This is a genomic window from Exiguobacterium sp. BRG2, assembly GCF_031844245.1.
In the GTDB taxonomy this organism is placed as follows: domain Bacteria; phylum Bacillota; class Bacilli; order Exiguobacteriales; family Exiguobacteriaceae; genus Exiguobacterium_A.
The window spans coordinates 90,432-108,753 of sequence record NZ_JAUZUW010000002.1 but is presented as its reverse complement, the minus strand read 5'-3'; the positions used below and the strand labels follow the sequence as shown (position 1 = coordinate 108,753).

General features: G+C 48.1%; 18 protein-coding genes, 1 pseudogene and 1 riboswitch. Of the genes and pseudogenes, 2 read left to right on the top strand and 17 right to left on the bottom strand.

Features of this window, described 5'->3' with window-relative positions; genetic code table 11:
* Window positions 1–18: 18 nt before the first annotated feature.
* The 13 genes and pseudogenes from Q9R23_RS03240 to gmk form a co-directional block, all read right to left on the bottom strand.
* Complete coding sequence (locus tag Q9R23_RS03240) at window positions 19–621, bottom strand: thiamine diphosphokinase (protein ID WP_290782818.1); 603 nt, start codon at window positions 619–621, stop codon at window positions 19–21.
* 1 nt (window position 622) lies between these two features.
* Window positions 623–1,183, bottom strand: coding sequence for an energy-coupled thiamine transporter ThiT (gene thiT, locus Q9R23_RS03235; RefSeq protein ID WP_214854564.1), 561 nt, complete (start codon window positions 1,181–1,183; stop codon window positions 623–625).
* A 59-nt stretch (window positions 1,184–1,242) separates the two neighbouring features.
* Window positions 1,243–1,352, bottom strand: a riboswitch (TPP riboswitch).
* A gap of 22 nt (window positions 1,353–1,374) precedes the next feature.
* Window positions 1,375–2,031 carry a ribulose-phosphate 3-epimerase gene (gene rpe / locus Q9R23_RS03230; protein WP_214854567.1) on the bottom strand — a complete coding sequence of 219 codons (657 nt, stop codon included), beginning with the start codon at window positions 2,029–2,031 and terminating at the stop codon, window positions 1,375–1,377.
* Window positions 2,032–2,033: 2 nt separating this feature from the next.
* The gene (gene rsgA, locus Q9R23_RS03225; RefSeq protein ID WP_214854570.1) at window positions 2,034–2,939 is read right to left on the bottom strand and encodes a ribosome small subunit-dependent GTPase A; all 906 of its coding nucleotides are present in this window, start codon (window positions 2,937–2,939) and stop codon (window positions 2,034–2,036) included.
* Between the two features lie 25 nt (window positions 2,940–2,964).
* Entirely contained in the window at window positions 2,965–4,899 is a 1,935-nt protein-coding gene (pknB, locus tag Q9R23_RS03220) for a Stk1 family PASTA domain-containing Ser/Thr kinase (protein ID WP_214854573.1), read from the bottom strand.
* Between the two features lie 2 nt (window positions 4,900–4,901).
* Window positions 4,902–5,636, bottom strand: a complete 735-nt coding sequence (locus tag Q9R23_RS03215) for a Stp1/IreP family PP2C-type Ser/Thr phosphatase (RefSeq protein ID WP_290759310.1) — start codon at window positions 5,634–5,636, stop codon at window positions 4,902–4,904.
* Window positions 5,637–5,654: 18 nt separating this feature from the next.
* A complete protein-coding gene (rsmB, locus tag Q9R23_RS03210; RefSeq protein WP_290759313.1) occupies window positions 5,655–6,986 on the bottom strand; it encodes a 16S rRNA (cytosine(967)-C(5))-methyltransferase RsmB in 1,332 nt (443 codons plus the stop codon).
* The gene (gene fmt / locus Q9R23_RS03205) at window positions 6,983–7,903 is read right to left on the bottom strand and encodes a methionyl-tRNA formyltransferase (protein ID WP_311246550.1); all 921 of its coding nucleotides are present in this window, start codon (window positions 7,901–7,903) and stop codon (window positions 6,983–6,985) included. The genes rsmB and fmt overlap by 4 nt, the downstream gene beginning before the upstream one ends.
* 24 nt (window positions 7,904–7,927) lie before the next feature.
* Window positions 7,928–8,365, bottom strand: a pseudogene (gene def / locus Q9R23_RS03200) (peptide deformylase); the annotation flags it as partial.
* A 9-nt stretch (window positions 8,366–8,374) separates the two neighbouring features.
* Window positions 8,375–10,699, bottom strand: coding sequence for a primosomal protein N' (priA, locus tag Q9R23_RS03195; protein WP_035406880.1), 2,325 nt, complete (start codon window positions 10,697–10,699; stop codon window positions 8,375–8,377).
* Entirely contained in the window at window positions 10,696–11,886 is a 1,191-nt protein-coding gene (coaBC, locus tag Q9R23_RS03190) for a bifunctional phosphopantothenoylcysteine decarboxylase/phosphopantothenate--cysteine ligase CoaBC (RefSeq protein WP_214854579.1), read from the bottom strand. The genes priA and coaBC overlap by 4 nt, the downstream gene beginning before the upstream one ends.
* Before the next feature lie 56 nt (window positions 11,887–11,942).
* Window positions 11,943–12,146: a DNA-directed RNA polymerase subunit omega gene (gene rpoZ, locus Q9R23_RS03185; protein ID WP_029342114.1), complete on the bottom strand. Its 204-nt coding sequence runs from the start codon at window positions 12,144–12,146 to the stop codon at window positions 11,943–11,945.
* Between the two features lies 1 nt (window position 12,147).
* Window positions 12,148–12,765: a guanylate kinase gene (gmk, locus tag Q9R23_RS03180; RefSeq protein ID WP_174316772.1), complete on the bottom strand. Its 618-nt coding sequence runs from the start codon at window positions 12,763–12,765 to the stop codon at window positions 12,148–12,150.
* Between the two features lie 168 nt (window positions 12,766–12,933).
* Between gmk and Q9R23_RS03175 the strand changes: the two genes are divergently transcribed.
* Window positions 12,934–14,625 carry an Rqc2 family fibronectin-binding protein gene (locus tag Q9R23_RS03175; protein ID WP_214854581.1) on the top strand — a complete coding sequence of 564 codons (1,692 nt, stop codon included), beginning with the start codon at window positions 12,934–12,936 and terminating at the stop codon, window positions 14,623–14,625.
* Window positions 14,626–14,688: 63 nt separating this feature from the next.
* Here the strand turns inward: Q9R23_RS03175 and Q9R23_RS03170 are convergent, their stop codons facing one another.
* The 4 genes from Q9R23_RS03170 to Q9R23_RS03155 form a co-directional block, all read right to left on the bottom strand.
* Window positions 14,689–15,600: an FUSC family protein gene (locus tag Q9R23_RS03170; RefSeq protein WP_035406871.1), complete on the bottom strand. Its 912-nt coding sequence runs from the start codon at window positions 15,598–15,600 to the stop codon at window positions 14,689–14,691.
* A complete protein-coding gene (locus Q9R23_RS03165) occupies window positions 15,597–16,499 on the bottom strand; it encodes a DUF4097 family beta strand repeat-containing protein (protein WP_311246395.1) in 903 nt (300 codons plus the stop codon). The genes Q9R23_RS03170 and Q9R23_RS03165 overlap by 4 nt, the downstream gene beginning before the upstream one ends.
* A gap of 204 nt (window positions 16,500–16,703) precedes the next feature.
* The gene (locus Q9R23_RS03160; protein ID WP_311246394.1) at window positions 16,704–17,393 is read right to left on the bottom strand and encodes a metal-dependent hydrolase; all 690 of its coding nucleotides are present in this window, start codon (window positions 17,391–17,393) and stop codon (window positions 16,704–16,706) included.
* Window positions 17,394–17,412: 19 nt separating this feature from the next.
* Window positions 17,413–17,583, bottom strand: a complete 171-nt coding sequence (locus tag Q9R23_RS03155) for a winged helix-turn-helix transcriptional regulator (protein WP_251139641.1) — start codon at window positions 17,581–17,583, stop codon at window positions 17,413–17,415.
* 246 nt (window positions 17,584–17,829) lie between these two features.
* Between Q9R23_RS03155 and Q9R23_RS03150 the strand changes: the two genes are divergently transcribed.
* A complete protein-coding gene (locus tag Q9R23_RS03150) occupies window positions 17,830–18,321 on the top strand; it encodes a lactoylglutathione lyase family protein (RefSeq protein ID WP_311246393.1) in 492 nt (163 codons plus the stop codon).
* Window position 18,322: the final 1 nt, after the last annotated feature.

Below are 18,322 nucleotides of genomic sequence, written 5' to 3'. Positions count from 1 at the left end.
TTTTTTCATATGCTTGTTCTATTCCTTAAGTGTTCGCATCATCAATAGTTCTCCTTGATGGAGCTCTACTGTCGCTTCTGACGTACTCCATTCATTACTGACGGTCAAGGAACCTCCGACCGGAACAGGATGCATATCAAGTGGATATTTGACTCCAGCTAAACTCAAGATTGACGGCACAAGTGGAATGAAAGAAAGATAATGATAGATTTCGGCTTCGACTGCATACGATCCTACTGCCAAATATCGCACCTCTTCCCGTTTCGTGACGAGTCGCGCTTCAGGGTATTGCTTCAATAAATACACATTTTGAACGGTCATGTCGAGTCGTCCACCTGTTGCTCCGACGATGATAGTATCATCAAACCGTTTCATCTCTGATACTGTACGAAGGGCGAGTTCGAGATCCGTCTCATCTTTCTCAGCCGGATGAACGATTGCTCCTTCAGGTACGTAACCAAGCGAATCAAAATCACCGATCGTCATGTCGCATGTCAGCCCAAACAATTCAATAGTCTGAACACCACCATCGACACCAATGATGAAATCACTAGACTGACAAAGCATCCGCAAATCAGGCACTTCTTCTTGAGGACCGGCGCACACGAGAATCGCCCGCATCTCAGACGCCTCGTGCTGAATAACGTAGTAAACGTGGCGCAGTTGTAAAGAGGAGACCCGCGACGACACCGCATAAAACATAAGATGGTACCATGTATGTCGCGTTATAAACTAATGAATATGGCACGACTGGACCTTCTGCATATTTCGCGAAGAACACGATTCCGCTGATGACATGACAGATATAACGGAGTCCTGCGCCTAATAGTGTTGCAAGGAGAACGAACGCCATCAAACGTTTCTTTTGTCCGTTACGTGCAGTTTGTCTAACCTGACGGGCGAACAGACCGCTCAGTCCGACGACACCGTATGCAATCGTGTAATCGAGTAATGGTTGGACGATCGTCAAGACTTGTGGGGCGAACATCAGTTGGATCGTACCAACAAGCGCTCCTGTGACGACACCTCCGATGACACCGTGGCGAAATGCCATGACAAAGATCGGTAACATCGCTAAGCTGATTGAACCGCCTTGTGGCATTTTAAATGGAATCAGTAAATCAAAGACGACCCCGAGACTTGCGAAGATGGCAATTTCCATCATCATTTGTAACCGTTTCATGCTATTTCCTCCTTCATTGTACGAGAGGACGCAAAAAGGCAATACGACGAACGCCGTACTGCCTGCGTGCGCCACATCCCTACGTCCGTTTGAACGGAACAGGTTCGAAGGGTTAAAGTCTAAAAGACTCCTCTCAGCCGCTTTTCAAGCGACACCCCTTGCGGTCATCATATTTCGTTTTCTCGTTCTTATTATACGGCAGCCCCTTGACGAATGCTAGTGATCGCTTCCGCATAATCTGGTGCATTGTAGATTGCTGATCCCGCGACAAGAACGTTCGCGCCGTTTTCGATGCAAAGTTTTGCTGTTTCCGGGTTGACGCCACCATCAATCTCGATTTCAAATGTCAGATCACGATCTGCTTTCATTTGTGCAAGTGATGCGAGTTTTGGCATGACATTCTCGATGAAGGCTTGTCCACCAAAGCCCGGATTGACCGTCATCAATAAGACCATATCGACATCCTCAAGGACGTGTTCAATCGTCGATAATGGCGTGTGAGGATTCAAGACGACCCCTGCTTTTGCACCGGATAGCTTGATTTGTTGTAAAACACGGTGGACGTGGTTCGTCGCTTCGACGTGGAACGTCACGATATCTGCCCCTGCCTTAACGAAATCTTCAACGAAACGTTCTGGCTGGTCAATCATTAAATGGACATCAAGGACCATATCCGTCTTTTGACGTAAACTGCTGAGCACAGGCAGTCCAAACGAGATATTCGGTACGAACTGACCATCCATGACATCGAAATGGATATAGTCCGCGCCTGCTGCCTCGACTGCTTTGACATCACGCTCAAGATTCGCAAAATCTGCTGATAAGATAGATGGTGCAATTTTAATCATCTTCAATACCTCCGGGCTCGATTCTTGATTTCGTCTATAAACATACCATAGTTCTCATAACGAGAGGACATGATTTCTTGTGCTTCGACGGCTTCCTTGACAGCACATCCGGGTTCATTCAAGTGCAAACATCCTCGATACTTACATTCGTCCTGTACAGCCACGAATTCAGGAAAACTCCACCGTACATCCTCGATTTCCATATCATACGGAAAATCAAGGTTCGAGAAACCTGGTGTATCAGCAATCAAGCCTTCGGCAAGTGGCATCAACGTGACGTGTCGTGTCGTATGCCGCCCACGTCCGAGTGATTTCGAAATCGCACTCGTCTCTAAGTCGAGTGTTGGTTCAAGTGCGTTCAAGAGCGAACTTTTCCCAACACCGGATTGTCCGGCAAGAACACTCGTTTTCCCGGCCAGTAACGGACGGACTTGCTCAACACCCGACAACGTCTCACTGGATGTCTCGATGACCGTATATCCAATCTTCCGGTAAGCGGCAATTGCCTCTCTAACTGCAGGACCTTTGACATCATCAAGCAAGTCCATCTTCGTTAACAGGATGACGGGTTGGATTTCCTTCGCTTCGATCAAGACGAGGAAACGATCGAGCAAGTGCGCTGAAAAATCAGGTTCTGCAGCCGAGACGACAAGCAACGCTTGATCGATATTCGCGACAGGCGGGCGTACTAAAAAGTTGTCCCGCTCCTTCACTTCGAGAATATACCCGGTCTCACTTTCGATATGAAGAACGACTTCGTCTCCAACGACTGGACTGATGCCGCGTTTTCGGAAATTCCCTCTTGCCCGTGAACGGACCTCTCCTTCTGGTGTCATGACATCATAAAAGCCACCCTGCAGGCGTATGATCGTTCCTTCTCGATTCTCTTCGATGCGTTGTTCCGTCATCCTATGCACTCCTTTTTCATCACATTTACTGTGCGTCTTTTGCTTGATTGTACGTGATGGTTTTTGAACGATACACCGTATCGTCTTTATAAATCGTAATCTTGCCTTCTTCTCCCGGATCAATCGTCACCGGCACGTCGAATGTCTCATCTTGGTCAATTGATTCCTCGATGACGGTCCGCTTCCCTTTCGCATCTTCCGTCTCAATCCGGATGACTTGTTTCGGTGGTTCCTCGTCCTCGTTCTCGCTGACCGCGTCATAGACGACCTTTTCAGGGAACGTCGCTGTCAACGTTTTTTCTTCCTCACCTTTTGAGATGAAGACCGTCACGGAGTCGTTCGGTTCGACTTGAGTCCCTGCTTGTGGGAATTGACGGATAACTTGATCGAGTTTCACGTCGCTAGAAAATTCTTGCTCGAACGTTCCATCGAGCCCTTTTTCGTCCAGGTAGGCTTTTGCTTCGTCACTCGATAAGTTCGTCAAATCCTTCAACTCGAAGGAAGATGTTCCTTCCGAGACGGTGATCGTAATCGTTTGTTCTTTCGCGATGACCTCCGTACCAGCCGAGATCGATTGCCGGATCACATTACCTCGCTCGATTTCATCCGACTTTTCACGTTCGACCTCGACTTTAGCGAATCCAGCCTCTTTTAACGTCTCAATCGCCTCTTTTTCAGCGTCATCTGTCACATCCGGTACTTCGACCGGAGCACTTCCGGTAGAGACGACCAAGTTGACTGTCGAGCCCTTCTTGACCTGTGCGTTTTCACGCGGTGTCTGACTGATGACGTCTCCCTCATCGACCGTATCACTGTTTCGTTCTGTCGTCTCGACAACAAATCCAAGTTTCTCAAGCTTCGTTTCCGCTTCATCTCCATCCGTTTTGACGACGGACGGTACCGTAACGGTAGGATCCGGCCACATCGCAAACGTCGTAGCCGCTCCACCGAGTAATACCAGTAATAATAGGATGACCCACCAGCGTTTTTTCTTTTTCTTTTCTGACGGTTTCGGTTGAACGGTCGTGACGACAGGTGTGTCCGGTTCCGCTTTTGATTCTTCTGGCACTTGTACAGGTGATAAGACCATCGTCTTTTCCATCTCATCCTCTTCTGCACCTCGGATGCCTTCACTTGCTCGTTCGTCAGACAACGCCGTCACCATATCTGCCTTAAAGGCTGCGACGGACTGTTGGCGGTCATGTGGTGCTTTTGCGAGCGCCTGCATGATACAGTTCTCAAGCGCTTGTGGCACTTTCGGATTCAAGACGGATGGACGACGCGGTGTATCTTGCAGATGCTTCAAAGCGATTGCAACCGGTGAATCACCCTCGAACGGGACTTGTCCTGTCACAAGTTCGTATAAGACAGCACCAAGCGAATAGATATCCGACTTCTCATCGGCAAATTTACCTTTTGCTTGTTCTGGCGAGAAGTAATGGACAGACCCAAGGACGGACATAGTATGCGTCAGCGTCGCATTCGACATCGCCACAGCGATTCCGAAATCCGTTACTTTGACGGTACCATCCTCTCGAATCAACATGTTTTGCGGTTTGATATCGCGATGGATGATTCGGTGTGCATGGGCATGATCGATCGCATCACAAATTTGAGCAATGATATCGACGGCCTGCGGCACAGGTAATGCTTGATTTTCACAAAATGTCTTTAATGTCATACCATCGATATACTCCATGACGATGTAATAGATGGCATCTTCTTCGCCTACATCATAGACGGCAACGATGTTTGGATGATTCAAGCTGGTAGCAGCATGCGCTTCACGTTCGAATCGACGAATGAACTGTTCGTCATGCGAAAATTCAGTCCGTAAAATCTTAATGGCAACATGACGCTTTAAAATCTCATCATAGGCTTGATAGACATTCGCCATCCCGCCACTTCCAACTAGCCGTTCTATGCGGTAGCGGTCATTTAATCGATCTCCGTATCGCATATTCAGACCCTCTTTCTTTCTTTGAACCGGATGGCGGCAATCGTAATATTATCCGCGCCTCCTCGAGCATTCGCTTCTTTCACCAATCGTCCGACGATCTCATCAAGCGGATCATCCCGTAAGATGATCTGTTCGATGACATCATCTGGCACTTCATCGGTCAACCCGTCGCTACACACAAGGACGAGGTCATAGTCTGGAGCATCTCTTACTTGAATGTCGACTTCGACCGTTTCGTTCGAGCCGACCGATCGTGTGATGACATTTTTACGTGGATGATTTTCGACTTCCTCGTCCGAAAGCTCTCCCATTTGTCGTAACATGTTGACGTAAGAATGATCATCCGTCAATTGTTTTAACGCCGTACCCTCAAGGGCATAGACCCTACTGTCTCCAACATGACCGATGACGAGCAAATCCTCGACCCAGCACACACAGGCAATGGTCGTTCCGACGATCGCAAGTTGTTCTTCTTTTGAAAACTGAAGAATCCGGGCATTCGCTTCGGCTACGCGTTGTTCTATCCATTCGGACAATTCCATCGGACGATTTGGCATGAGTGAAAAGGATGCTTCAAATACCTCGCGAACGATCGCACTTGCGATATCGCCAGCAGCGTGACCTCCCATACCATCCGCAACGACGGCAAGACCACGTTCAGCGTTCCCGGTGAGTAATACCGTATCCTCATTTTTAGTCCTGACTTTCCCAGTGGTCGAAAGGTGAGCTAACTCCATGACAGTCCTCCGTTCGTATCAATCTTCTCGTCTCTTAAACGCGGCAATGTAGAAGCCATCCGTTCCGACTGTCGTCGGTAACAACTTGAGTTCTGCTCGATCTCCGATTAGATGCCGCACGGATTCTGGCATGCGTTCCGCGAAAGATGCATCAAAGTCAAAACCCTGATCGAGAATGAACGCTGTCTGCTCCTCGTTTTCGGTCGGATCAATCGTACAAGTCGAATAGACGAAGATTCCACCTTTTTTAACGAGTGGTAAGACAGATGTCAAGATGTCTCGTTGAATTTTCGGGAGTTGCTCGAGTTGTTCTGGGCGTTTCGTCCATTTGATATCCGGTTTTCTCCGAATGACACCAAGTCCTGAACAAGGTGCATCGACAAGAATCCGGTCAAAGGATTCGCTTTCGAAGCGTTCCCCTGCTTTACGGGCATCTAACGCTTCTGCTTGAACAGTCGTAAGACCTAATCGTGTCGCCTGCTGTTCAATCAATTTAATCTTATGTGGATGAAGATCAAGTGCCTGTAGTGTACCCGTCGTCAAACCTTCAGCAATATGCATCGCTTTCCCACCAGGTGCGGCACAGCTGTCGAGTACATGATCGGATGCTTCTGCACCAAGCGCACGGGCGACGAGCATTGAGCTCTCATCCTGAAGAGAAAGATACCCACGGTCAATCAGATCCGTTTTTTGGACGCTTCCTCGTTCGATTTCGAGACCGTCCGGCGCGACCGTAGATGGTTTTGCCGTCACACCTTGATCGAGTAGAAGCTCGATTGCTTCCTCCCGCGTCGTTTTCGTGCGATTGATGCGGACCGTGACGGGTGCCGGTGTGTTATTCAATTGACAGATCTGAAGCGTTTCTTCCGAACCAAACAGTTCGATCCAACGTTCGACGAGCCACTGCGGGTGACTCGTTTCAATGCTGATTCGTTTTGCAGCAGGCTCAATCTCAGCGAAATGAGGCATTCCCGCCCGTAATACATTCCGTAGCACTCCGTTGACGACTTTCGAGACATGGACTTTCCCACGTTTTTTAGCAATTTCAACGGCTTCATGAATGACCGCATGATCCGGTACACGATCGAGATAAAACAACTGATAGACACTCATTCGTAACAATGGGCGCATGAATGGATCAAGTTTTTTCTGTTTCGCTAAATATGGTTCTAAAATATAATCAAGCGTCAATTCACGACTGAGCGTCCCGTAAACGAGTTCCGTGAACAAGCCGACATCTGTTGCTGAGATAGCACGCTTTTCAAGCATCTGGTGGACGGTGATTGTCGAGAAGGCACCACCTTGACCAATTTTCATCAGTGTCGTTACTGCTGCGTCACGTACATTCATGCGTTCTCACCTACTTGTTGTCCGAGTTCAAGCGATTGACCGATCCCACGCATGAACGTAGCACCGTCCATCCGTTTTTTGCCGGACGGCTGTAAGTCGATCAGCTTCAACGCTGTTTCGGAACCTGTCGCGATGACGGGACCATCCGCTTCTAATGCGATGATTTCACCCGGTCGTCCCGTTCCTGAGACTTTCGTTGCGAAAAAGACTTTTAATCGATCGTTCCCAAGCATCGTATACGTACTCGGGAATGGATTCATCCCACGAATTTGATCATAGAGTGTCTCACCCGGTAGCGTAAAATCAAGTCGTTCCCGCTCACGTGAAATGTTCGGCGCAAATGTCGCTTCTTCCTCGACTTGTGCTTCCGGTGTCAATTCACCTGCGAACAGACGTGGTAACGTTTCAAGTAACAGGCGCGCTCCTGCGTCCGCTAACTTCTCGAACATCGAACCGGCTGTATCGTTCTCTTCGATTGGAACGATGATTTTTGACAACATATCACCTGCGTCTAGCCGATCGACCATATACATGATCGTCACACCTGTCTCTTTTTCTCCATCGATGATCGCTTGATGAATCGGTGCACCGCCACGATATTTAGGTAAGAGTGACGCGTGGACATTAATCGCCCCAAAACGTGGTGCTTCGAGAATAGCGGTCGGGACGATCTGACCGTAAGCTGCGGTGATGATGAGATCAGGTTTTAAATCGAGAACATCTTGATAATCCTCTCGAATTCGTTTCGGTTGCAACACAGGAATATCTTGTTCCATCGCGACGAGTTTTACAGGCGTCGGTTTGACTTCCCGTTTTCTTCCGACTGGTTTATCTGGTTGTGAGACGACACCGACGACGTCATACCCAGCATCGATCACTTCACGCAGTGTCCCTGCCGCAAACTCAGGTGTCCCCATGAAGACGACGCGCGGTTTTTCTTTCTGGACGAGTTTATCCGTGAACAGGACACCGTCTAAATGATCCATCTCGTGCTGGATGGCACGTGCAAAAAAGCCGTTTGCTTTGATTTTAACCGTCCGCCCGAGACGATCTTGAGACTTGACGACGATTCGGTCGAACCGTTCAACCGGTCCGAAGATGCCTGGCATGCTAAGGCAGCCTTCATCATCGATTTGCGAACCATCCGCTTCGATGATTTCCGGATTGATCAGCTCGATTGGTCCCGTCTCATCATCGGTATGAACGACGGCTACACGAATCGGCTGGTTGATTTGCGGTGCGGCTAAACCAACCCCGTCATATTCGTACATCGTATCGAACATCCGGTCGATCATTTTACCGAGTTTTTTATCAAACTTCGTGACAGGTTCACACACCTGTCGTAATACATCATTTGGTACTTCTACTACTTTATACATACAGACACCTCACATGAATACAAATGGATTCAAGTCAATCGCGACTTGTGTTTTTGATTTTTGACGACGGGATAAGATATCACGGAGATGTGTCCGGACATCCTCCTGTCCTTTATGTTTAATTAAGACCTGTTGCCGGTACATATTTTTGAGTCGAGCGAGTGGTGCATCAAACGGTCCATTGACGACTAAATCCTCAGATTCAAAGGCACGAAGCTCGGAAGCGATTTGCTGCGCTTCTGCTTGTGCTTCGAGCGGATGCGCTGCTGAAACTGTAATCAGACCAAGGAACCAAAATGGTGGATGCCCACCGAGCTTTCGCAATTGCATCTCTCGCTTATAAAACGTTTCGAAATCATGCTGTTTGGCAGTTTGAATGACGTAATGCTCCGGGTTGTAGGTCTGGATAATTGACTGACCAGCGAGTTGACCCCGTCCGGCACGACCGGACACTTGGGTGATCAACTGAAACGTGCGCTCACTTGCTCGAAAATCCGGAATACCAAGCGTCGCATCGGCAGCAATCACTCCGACGAGTGTAACGTTCGGAAAGTCGAGACCTTTTGCGATCATCTGTGTTCCGAGCAGAATGTTTCCTTCCTTGCGTTCAAAGGCATCGAGTAATTTCTCATGCGCACCTTTACGCGACGTCGTATCCTGATCCATCCGGATGATTCGCGCCTCCGGAATCAAGTGTGCCAATTCTTCCTCAATCTTTTGCGTACCCGTTCCGAACTGACGAATTTTCGTCGATTCACAGGACGGACAAGTTTTCGGCATTGCGGCTTCAAACCCACAGTAGTGGCATTTCAAGCGATCTTCATGTTGGTGATAGGTTAAATTGACGGCACAATGCGGACATTGTAGCGTCTCCCCGCAATCCCGACATAAGACGAAGGTCGTATATCCGCGACGGTTCAGGAGTAAGACGGTCTGTTCCCCACGTTCGATGCGTTCTTTGATGCCTTCGACTAGCGCGAGGCTGAACGGCGTACGATTGCCCCGTTCGAGTTCCTTACGCATATCAACGATGTCAACTGGAGGCAGTTCCCCACCAAATCGTTCACGAAGCGGTAAGTAACGATAAACCCCTTTTTGTGCCCGTGCATACGTCTCGAGTAACGGTGTTGCACTTCCGAGCACAACCGGACAGCGATGATAGGCCGCCCGCCACTTCGCGACATCGCGCGTATGATAGCGCGGATTCTCTTCCTGCTTATAAGTTGTTTCATGTTCTTCATCGAGAATGATGATTCCGATGTTCGTCAGCGGCGCAAACACAGCAGACCGTGCACCGACGACGACATCGACCTCGCCTTGGGCGATTTTGCGCCACTCATCATACTTTTCTCCGAGCGATAGACCGCTATGCAAGACAGCGACCCGTTCTCCGAAACGGCGTTTAAACCGTTTGACCATCATCGGCGTCAGACTGATCTCTGGGACGAGCAAGATCGCTTGTCTACCGCGTTCGAGTTGTGCATGAATCGATTCAAGGTACACTTCCGTCTTACCGCTTCCTGTTACGCCATGTAACAAAAATGTTCCGGTCTCAGCTTCAGCCGTAATCGCCGAGACAGCTTCCTGTTGCTTTTCCGTCAAAGAGGACGGCACAAAGATGTCTTGGACGAGATGTTCATAAGGATTTCGCCGAACATCGATCGTCTCGACTTGAATGATGCTCTTTTTCTCGAGAGCGTTCAACGTCGCGCTCGTTGCGCCCGTTGCCTGCTTGACTTCACTCCAAAGCGCATCCGGAAATTCTTGAATATACGAGTAAAGTGCCGCTTGTTGGCTCGCTTGTTTCGTAAAAGTTGCTTGCTCCTCTAGAAGACGAATCCGTTTATCGATCTTAGACGTCTTCTTCTCGCGAATGACTGGTTGAAGCGTCACGTCAGCTTGTTTCGCCGCTGTTAAGACGATTTGCTGCACTTCCGTTGGTAATTGACTCATTTTCTTACCATGATATGCCCGAAGTGGGCCCGACTCGACTATGACCAGTTTATCATAACTCACCTTTAAGGCAGCCGGCAGCATCGCAAGCAATGCCGTCGCCTGAAAACACAAAGTCGTTTCCGATAGATACGCTGATAACTCGAGTAATTCCTGTGTATAGGTCGGGGTCTCATCTAAGACACGCACGATCGATTTGACGTTCGTCAGATCAGAGGTAGCTTTCGTTCCGACGACGATTCCAAGCAACGCCCGTGGACCAAATGGTACTTCGACGCGCATACCGGGAACGATCAGCTCTTGCCAAAGTTCTGGCACGGCATAATCGAACGGACGATCGACCGTTGCTGCTGCGACGTCAACGATGACTTCGGCTATCATGCCAATGCCTCCGCGAATTGGCGCATGAGCGATTTGGCGAGCGTCGATTTCAATTGTTGATCGTATCGCGTGACGGAATCATTCTCCCCAAAAACGACGACCTCATTTTCATCACTGACGAATCCGATATCAGATCGTGACACATCATTCGCGACAATGAAATCGGCTTTCTTTCGGACGAGCTTTTGTTTCGCGAACGTCTCGACGTCCGTCGTCTCAGCCGCAAATCCGACTAATAACTGATGTTGTTTCTGCTCACCAAGCGTCTTCAGAATATCGGTCGTCTCTTCGAGTTCAATTCGAAGTGGTCCGTGGATTTTCTTTTGCTTCTGATCGTATTGGATAGACGGTCGATAGTCAGCTACGGCAGCAGACATGATGACGATGTCTTGCGTCTCATAATCACGTAACATAGCCTCGAGCATCTCTTCTCCCGATTCAACAGCAATCGTCGTTATCCCGGTCGGTAATCCGATCCGAAGTGGTCCATGGACGAGCGTGACATCGGCACCTGCGTCTCTTGCCGCTTCTGCTAGCGCAATTCCTGTCTTTCCTGAAGAATCATTCGTCAAGTAACGAACCGGATCAATCCGTTCCACGGTCGGTCCCGCACTGATCAAGACTTTTCGTCCGGCTAGATACTTCTCTTCAAAGAACGTTGAGAGTGTTGCGACTAAATCTTCCGGTTCAGGTAAACGACCTTTCCCGACCCAACCACATGCGAGATTTCCGACTCCCGGTGCAATCACCTGGACACCGTCCTGCTTCAGTTGTTCGATGTTGCGGACTGTCGCCGGATGTTCGAGCATGTTGACATTCATCGCTGGAGCGACGATGACGGGACATGTCGCTGCAAGGATCGTCGTCGTGATGAAATCATCCGCGATCCCGTGCGCGAGTTTTGCAATCAAATTCGCGGTCGCTGGTGCGACGACGATCAGGTCCGCTTCGTCCGCTAAATCGATATGGGCGATCTTTGACGGATCATGCTCGATGAAGACGTCATCATAGACCGCTTTTCGCGTCAGCGCTTCAAACGTCGTCTTACCGACGAATTGTTGCGCATTACGCGTCATCGCGACTTGAACGTGTGCGCCTGCTTGAACAAGCTTTGAAGCGAGTGCTGCTGATTTGTAGGAAGCGATTCCACCGCCGACACACAGTAGAATGTTTCGGTTGGTTAACATGTAGGTGTCCTCCTTATTGAAAAAAACAGCCACGATGACAAGTGGCTGCTTCAAAATTAGTCTTGCGGTTGGTTCGTGACGGATACTTCTTCGAAATAAAGCTCTTCTAAAGCTTTCCCGACCGGTTTATGCGATTTTGGGTTCGTGACTTTCACGCGTTTCCCGTCTTGGATTTGACGCGCACGCTTAGCGGCAACTGTAACGATTGTATATTTCGACGGTACTTTCTTTTGAAGCTTATCAACTGATGGATATAACATATCACTTAACCTCCATGGCTTTTTTATATAGGGACGCGACACGTTCCCGACTGCAATGTTCCGCTGTGACGATCGCTTGGATCCGGTCACAGGCTTTATGAATTTCGTCGTTCGTCACGACATAGTCATAGGCATCCATCATCTCGATCTCTTCCTTAGCGACGAGAAGACGTTGCTTAATGACTTCCTCCGATTCCGTTCCACGCCCTACGAGGCGGTTCCGTAATTCTTGGAGGCTTGGAGGTGCAAGGAATAAGAAGACAGCTTCCGGAAAATGTTCTTTGACCTGCATGGCCCCTTGAACTTCGATTTCGAGAATGACGTCTTTTCCTTCATCTAGGATCTGGTTCACCCATTCGACAGGTGTTCCATAGTAGTTCCCTACGAATTCAGCATATTCCAAGAGTTGATTGTTCGCAATCATCTCTTCGAATTCTTCACGCGATTTAAAGAAATAGTGGACACCATCTACTTCTCCTTCACGCGGTTGGCGCGTCGTACAGGATACCGAGTAATGCAGATCGTTATCCTGATCTTCGCGCAAGGCACGACAGACCGTTCCCTTTCCGACACCACTTGGACCAGATAATACGAGTAATAAGCCACGCTCTTTGAAAATCACTTCAAAACCCCTCCATCTCACAAACTTCACATTGTTTCATATTAGCAGTAGAGACGGGAAGTTCGCAAGTCATCTTTTTTAGCTCGACTGCTTTATCATACCATAACGATGCCATTTCTGTTACCTTTAGAAAGTGAGAACGAAATCAAGAAAGAAGGTAATCGTATGGCTTTTGACGGATTGATGACGACACGCGTCGTCAAAGAACTCCAACCGCTCGTTGGAGGACGGATCAATAAGGTATACCAACCATATACATTGGATTTAGTATTCCAGGTCCGCGCCGAGCGAAAAAACGTATTGTTGCTCGCCTCTGCGAATGCCATGTATGCACGGATGCACATTACGTCGGAAGCGGTCAGCAACCCGAGTGAACCCCCACTCTTCTGTATGATGCTTCGCAAGCATGTCGAAGGCGGATTCATCGAATCGATTGAACAACTCGAACGCGACCGAATCATTGTCTTACGTGTCCGTTCCCGGAACGAACTTGGCGATGAGGAAGCGAAAAAAATCTATGTCGAGTTGATGGGACGACACTCGAACATCATTTTGACCGATGGACAAGATAAGATCCTCGATGCGATCAAACACTTACCACTCAGTCAAAATACATTCCGGACGATCATGCCAGGGATGACCTATCAACTTCCACCAGCACAGGATAAAGTGGATCCACTCACAGGAGATATCGAAAAGGCACTCCACCGAATCGACTGGAACGCTGGGAAACTGGATCGCCAGTTACTTGGTCTGTTCAGCGGTTTGTCTCCACAAATCGCTAAGGAAGTCGTCACGCGGGCAGGTCTTGCGAACCGGACGAATCTTGCTACCGCTTTCCAGGACGTCTTAAAAGAACTAAACGGTCCTTATGTATTGCAACGGATGGAAGGCGGCAAAGAACGCTTTGCACCGGTCCGCTTAACGGAAGGTTCAATCATTGACGAAAAGACGTTCGCGACGAGTGGTCAAGTCCTCGACGCATTCTTCCATCAAAAAGCAAACCGCGATCGTGTCAAACAACAAGCGGCCGATCTCGAACGGTTCATCAAGAGTGAGTACGATAAGAATATCTTAAAGCGCTCAAAACTCGAAAAAGATTTAGAAGCGACGTTACGAATGGATGAATGGAAGCATAAAGGAGAACTGCTGACGACTTATCTCTATCAGCTCGAACGCGGGATGAAGGAAGCAACCGTCGTCGATTACTATGATCCAGACGGTGCTGAAATCACGATCACGCTTGATCCCCGCTTCTCGCCAAACGAGAACGCACAGCGTTATTACAAACGGTATAACAAATTAAAGACCGCCAAAGTCGAAGTCGCGCGCCAGCTTGAGAAGAACCAAGCCGAGATTGCGTACTTCGAAGGTTTGCTTGCGCAACTCGACGTCGCATCCCCGGAAGATATCCGGGAAATGCGCGAGGAACTCGTCGAAGAAGGTTATCTGCGCGAACGACAAAAGAAGAAAAAGAAACCGCAACTCCCACAACTCGAAGCATACCGTTCTTCGACCGGCCTTCCATTCTTCGTCGGAAAGAACAATAAACAAAATGATTACGCGACGTTCAAGTTTGGACGTCGGTCCGATACGTGGTTACACACGAAGGATATCCCAGGATCGCACGTCATCATTCAAAGTGATGCACCAGATGAGACAACGTTAAAAGAAGCAGCGATTGTTGCCGCCTACTACTCGAAAGCACGTGAATCGAGCCAAGTCCCGGTCGATTTTACGGAGTTACGATATGTCAAGAAACCGAGTGGTGCAAAACCCGGCTTCGTCATCTATACGGATCAAACGACACTTTACGTCACACCTGATCCAGATGTCGTCCAATCCTTACGTCAATGACGCTACACAAAAAAGCGCTGTTTTTCCTAAATATCACTTAGGAGAAACAGCGCTTTTTCATCTTCACTTCATTTTTTCTAACTGTTCCCGGTAATCGAGCAAATGCCCATGGATGATATCCTTCGCCTCGCTTAATTCTTGATCGAATGAGAACATCGCTTGTTTTCGTTCGTGGGAGAAGATGACATCGTAATGATGGCTGAGTAAGAAATCAATTTCCTGGCCGAGCGTCTTTTCCTGTTCTTCTGTCATCGGGATATCCCGATGACTGGCAATGCTTTCAAGCAAGACGAGCAACTTGTCTTCAAGATCGACAAGCTCCTTCAGTCGGATGAACGCTTCACTTTGACCGCTTGCCATCAATGGATATTTTTGATCTTCTTGAAGCATCAACATCATTTCTTCATGTTTGAGAATTTGTTTCCGAACGGCAAGCAACCTCGTATCATCTTGCACAAGGCTCCGCCAATCTTCCATCAACTGTTGCGTCGTTTTTTTGACAAGCAAGAGTAAACGATCCTCATAATGTGGCGGGAAGACGATGTAATTGATGAGGACAGCAGATAATACACCGACGACAGTCAGCAACGACCGTGATAAGGCATAGTGGACGTAGTCGGCGGTCGGACTCTCGAACATCAACACGATGGCAAAAGCCGCGAACGTCGACATATCCGTTCTTCCAATCATCGAATTAAGGACGAGCGAGACAATTACGGCGAGTCCAATCGTCAGCGGATTCGCCCCAAGTGTCGCAACAATCGCAAGACCACACATTAATCCAAGTACTGTTCCGAAAATCCGGTTGAAGACGATTTTAAACGACCGATGAATCGTCGGTTGCATCGCAACAATTGCTGCGACAGCCCCCATTCCCGAATAAATATCGAACACATACCAGGAGATACTAAGCGCAAGAGCTACCGCGATACCGGTCTTGACCGTTCGTAGTCCAATCCGAAACTTTAATTTCACTCGAGCATCACCTGCCCGACTTCACTATTGACTGTCACTTCCGGTTTTTCTTGTTTCGACAGTTCATAAATTGTCTCATCCTTATTCTTTTGTTTCGTATATCGGTCAGAGGCTTTAATATCGCCTCCTGTGTCAATCGTAATCGTACCGGCTGATTTATTTGGTTTTAGCTTCGTCGCGCCGTCAATCGTTGTGACGTCGAGACTCAACTTCGCCACATATTCCGCAAGAGAAACACTTTCACCTGTCACTTGCGCATGGACGGCATCCATCTCTTTGATGGAAATCGCACGTGATGCATTCAGTGTAATTTCATCACCTTTTACTTTATCGAGACTCATCGCTTCTCCGTTCATCTCGATTGTTTTTGCGTAGATGCCCATTCCTTTAAGTGTTCCAGCATCGACATCGACACGGTTCATATAACTCGGTAGTCCCACTTGAATCGTATAGTCTGCTGTTTTTTCGCTCGGACGATTGCCGAGTCGAGAGAGCCAACCATCTCGTCCTGTCACCGTTACCGTATTCGTCGATGTACTGATTTTCAGTCGTTTTCCACTCGATGCACTATCGACGAGTTTGATTTGGACGTTTCCGTCTGTGCTTCGAACGAATTGTACCGTTGCGTGCGGCGCCTCGATGGCGAGAGACTTATAGCGATTCGTCGTCTTGAATGTTTCGCCGCGCGATAACAATTCCGTTGAGACGAGCAATGTAATCGAATAGATGACGACAAGTCCGAGAACGACACCACCGTACAAATAAAGCGGTCGCTTCACTGGTCCTTTTTCTCCAATGCGATTCAACCGTGCATCCATCTTTTGTTTTTGTTTATTTTTTAAGCGTGTGAACGACGATTGTTTTCGTTTCCGCACACTCCTACTGTTATGCTCTTCCATGTCAGTCCCTCCATCTCATGTCTACCATTATTCCGAATATCTGAATCGGCTGTCAACAGCCCCTACTTATCATAGAAGAAGTTCACTGTTTCGCCATCGGGCGGAAGAAGGAAGCGTCATCGGATGAACTACAGATATTCCAGAAGAATAATCGACAAAAAGGAGAGGAACCTTGACGTTTCCTCTCCTTTGCTTAAGAACGGATTATAATTCGAGTGACTCGCCGATCGCGAGTAAATGACCAGTTTGACCTTGCGCTTCAATTTGTTCACAGAATGCGTTCGCATCTTGTTTGATTAAATCAAATGTATCGTAGTGGATCGGTACGACTGCTTTCGCTTGCAACATATCTGCAGCGATCAACGCATCATCCGGACCCATCGTGAAGTTATCACCGATCGGTAAGAAGGCTAAATCGATTTCATGATGGGCGCCATAAAGGGCTAAATCCCCGAACAGTGCCGTATCGCCTGCGTGATAGATTTCTTTGCCTTCGATCGTCAGTAAGAATCCAGCCGGCATCCCCATATACGTAATGGTTTGTTTCTCTTCATCGATGATGCTTGATGAATGGAATGCCTGTGTCATCTTTACTTTACCAAACGAGAATTCAAACTGTCCGCCAAGGTTCATCGGGTGGACATTCAATCCTTTGAAGCTTAAATACGTTGCCAACTCATGCGTAGCGATGATCGTCGCCCCCGTTGCTTTCGCGATCCGCTCTGCATCAAGCATATGATCGGCATGGGCATGGGTTAACAAAATAAAATCTGCCTTGACGTCATTTGGATTCGTCGTCGCTTTTTCATTACCGCTAAAGAAGGGATCGATGACGAGATGGTGACCATTCGTTTCAATCGTTACTGTTGACTGTCCATGATAAGTTAGCTTCATCTAATTCACTGCCTCTCGATTAGGATTCGGATAATTGATTCCCTTCCCCCCATGCGCATAAACCTTTCATGGCTGGTTGCAGTGTAAATGCCGCTTCTGTCAATTTGTATTCGACATGTAAGACGGCTTCATCATACTCAATCCGTTCAATCATTCCGAGACGTTCGAGTTCTTTTAATTGATCCGTCAAGACTTTCCGAGAAATCCCGGGAATGGCACGTTGTAACTTAAAAATATTTCGTATCTTTCTCTAACGTGCAATATAATTGTGAACGCCATTTTCCGCCGATGATGGCGAGCTCCCGATTGACCGGAAATTGTTCAGTCGACATGTTGTTCTCTCCCCCAAAGTCGTTACTTCAAAGTGCGTACTATGCAATCGAGTGTAGCGCAGGTTAAAGTATGCGTAAATCATTTTGCAAAAGGAGTGTTAAGCATGACGTATCCATATAATTTTTCGCACATCGGTCTTTCCGTGCCGAATCTCGACGAAGCTGTTCGTTTTTATCAAGAGATGAAGGACTGGTATATTATCATGGAACCATTTGATGTCCACGAAGATGATTCTACCATCGGTGTCATGTACACAGACGTCTTTGGTACAGGATGGGACAAGTTCCGGATCGCTCACATGGCGACAGGTGACCGCATCGACATCGAGTTGTTTGAATTCCCGAACAATGAACAACCCGAAAATAACTTCGAATTCTGGAAAACAGGCATCTTCCATTATGCGATCCAAGATCCAGACGTCGAAGGACTCGTCGAAAAAATCGTCGCCCACGGCGGCAAACAACGGATGCCAATCCGCGAATACTATCCGGGAGACAAGCCGTATCGAATGGTCTACTGTGAGGATCCATTCGGTAACCTCGTTGAAATCTACTCTCACTCGTATGAACTTACCTATTCGGAAGGAGCTTATTAAA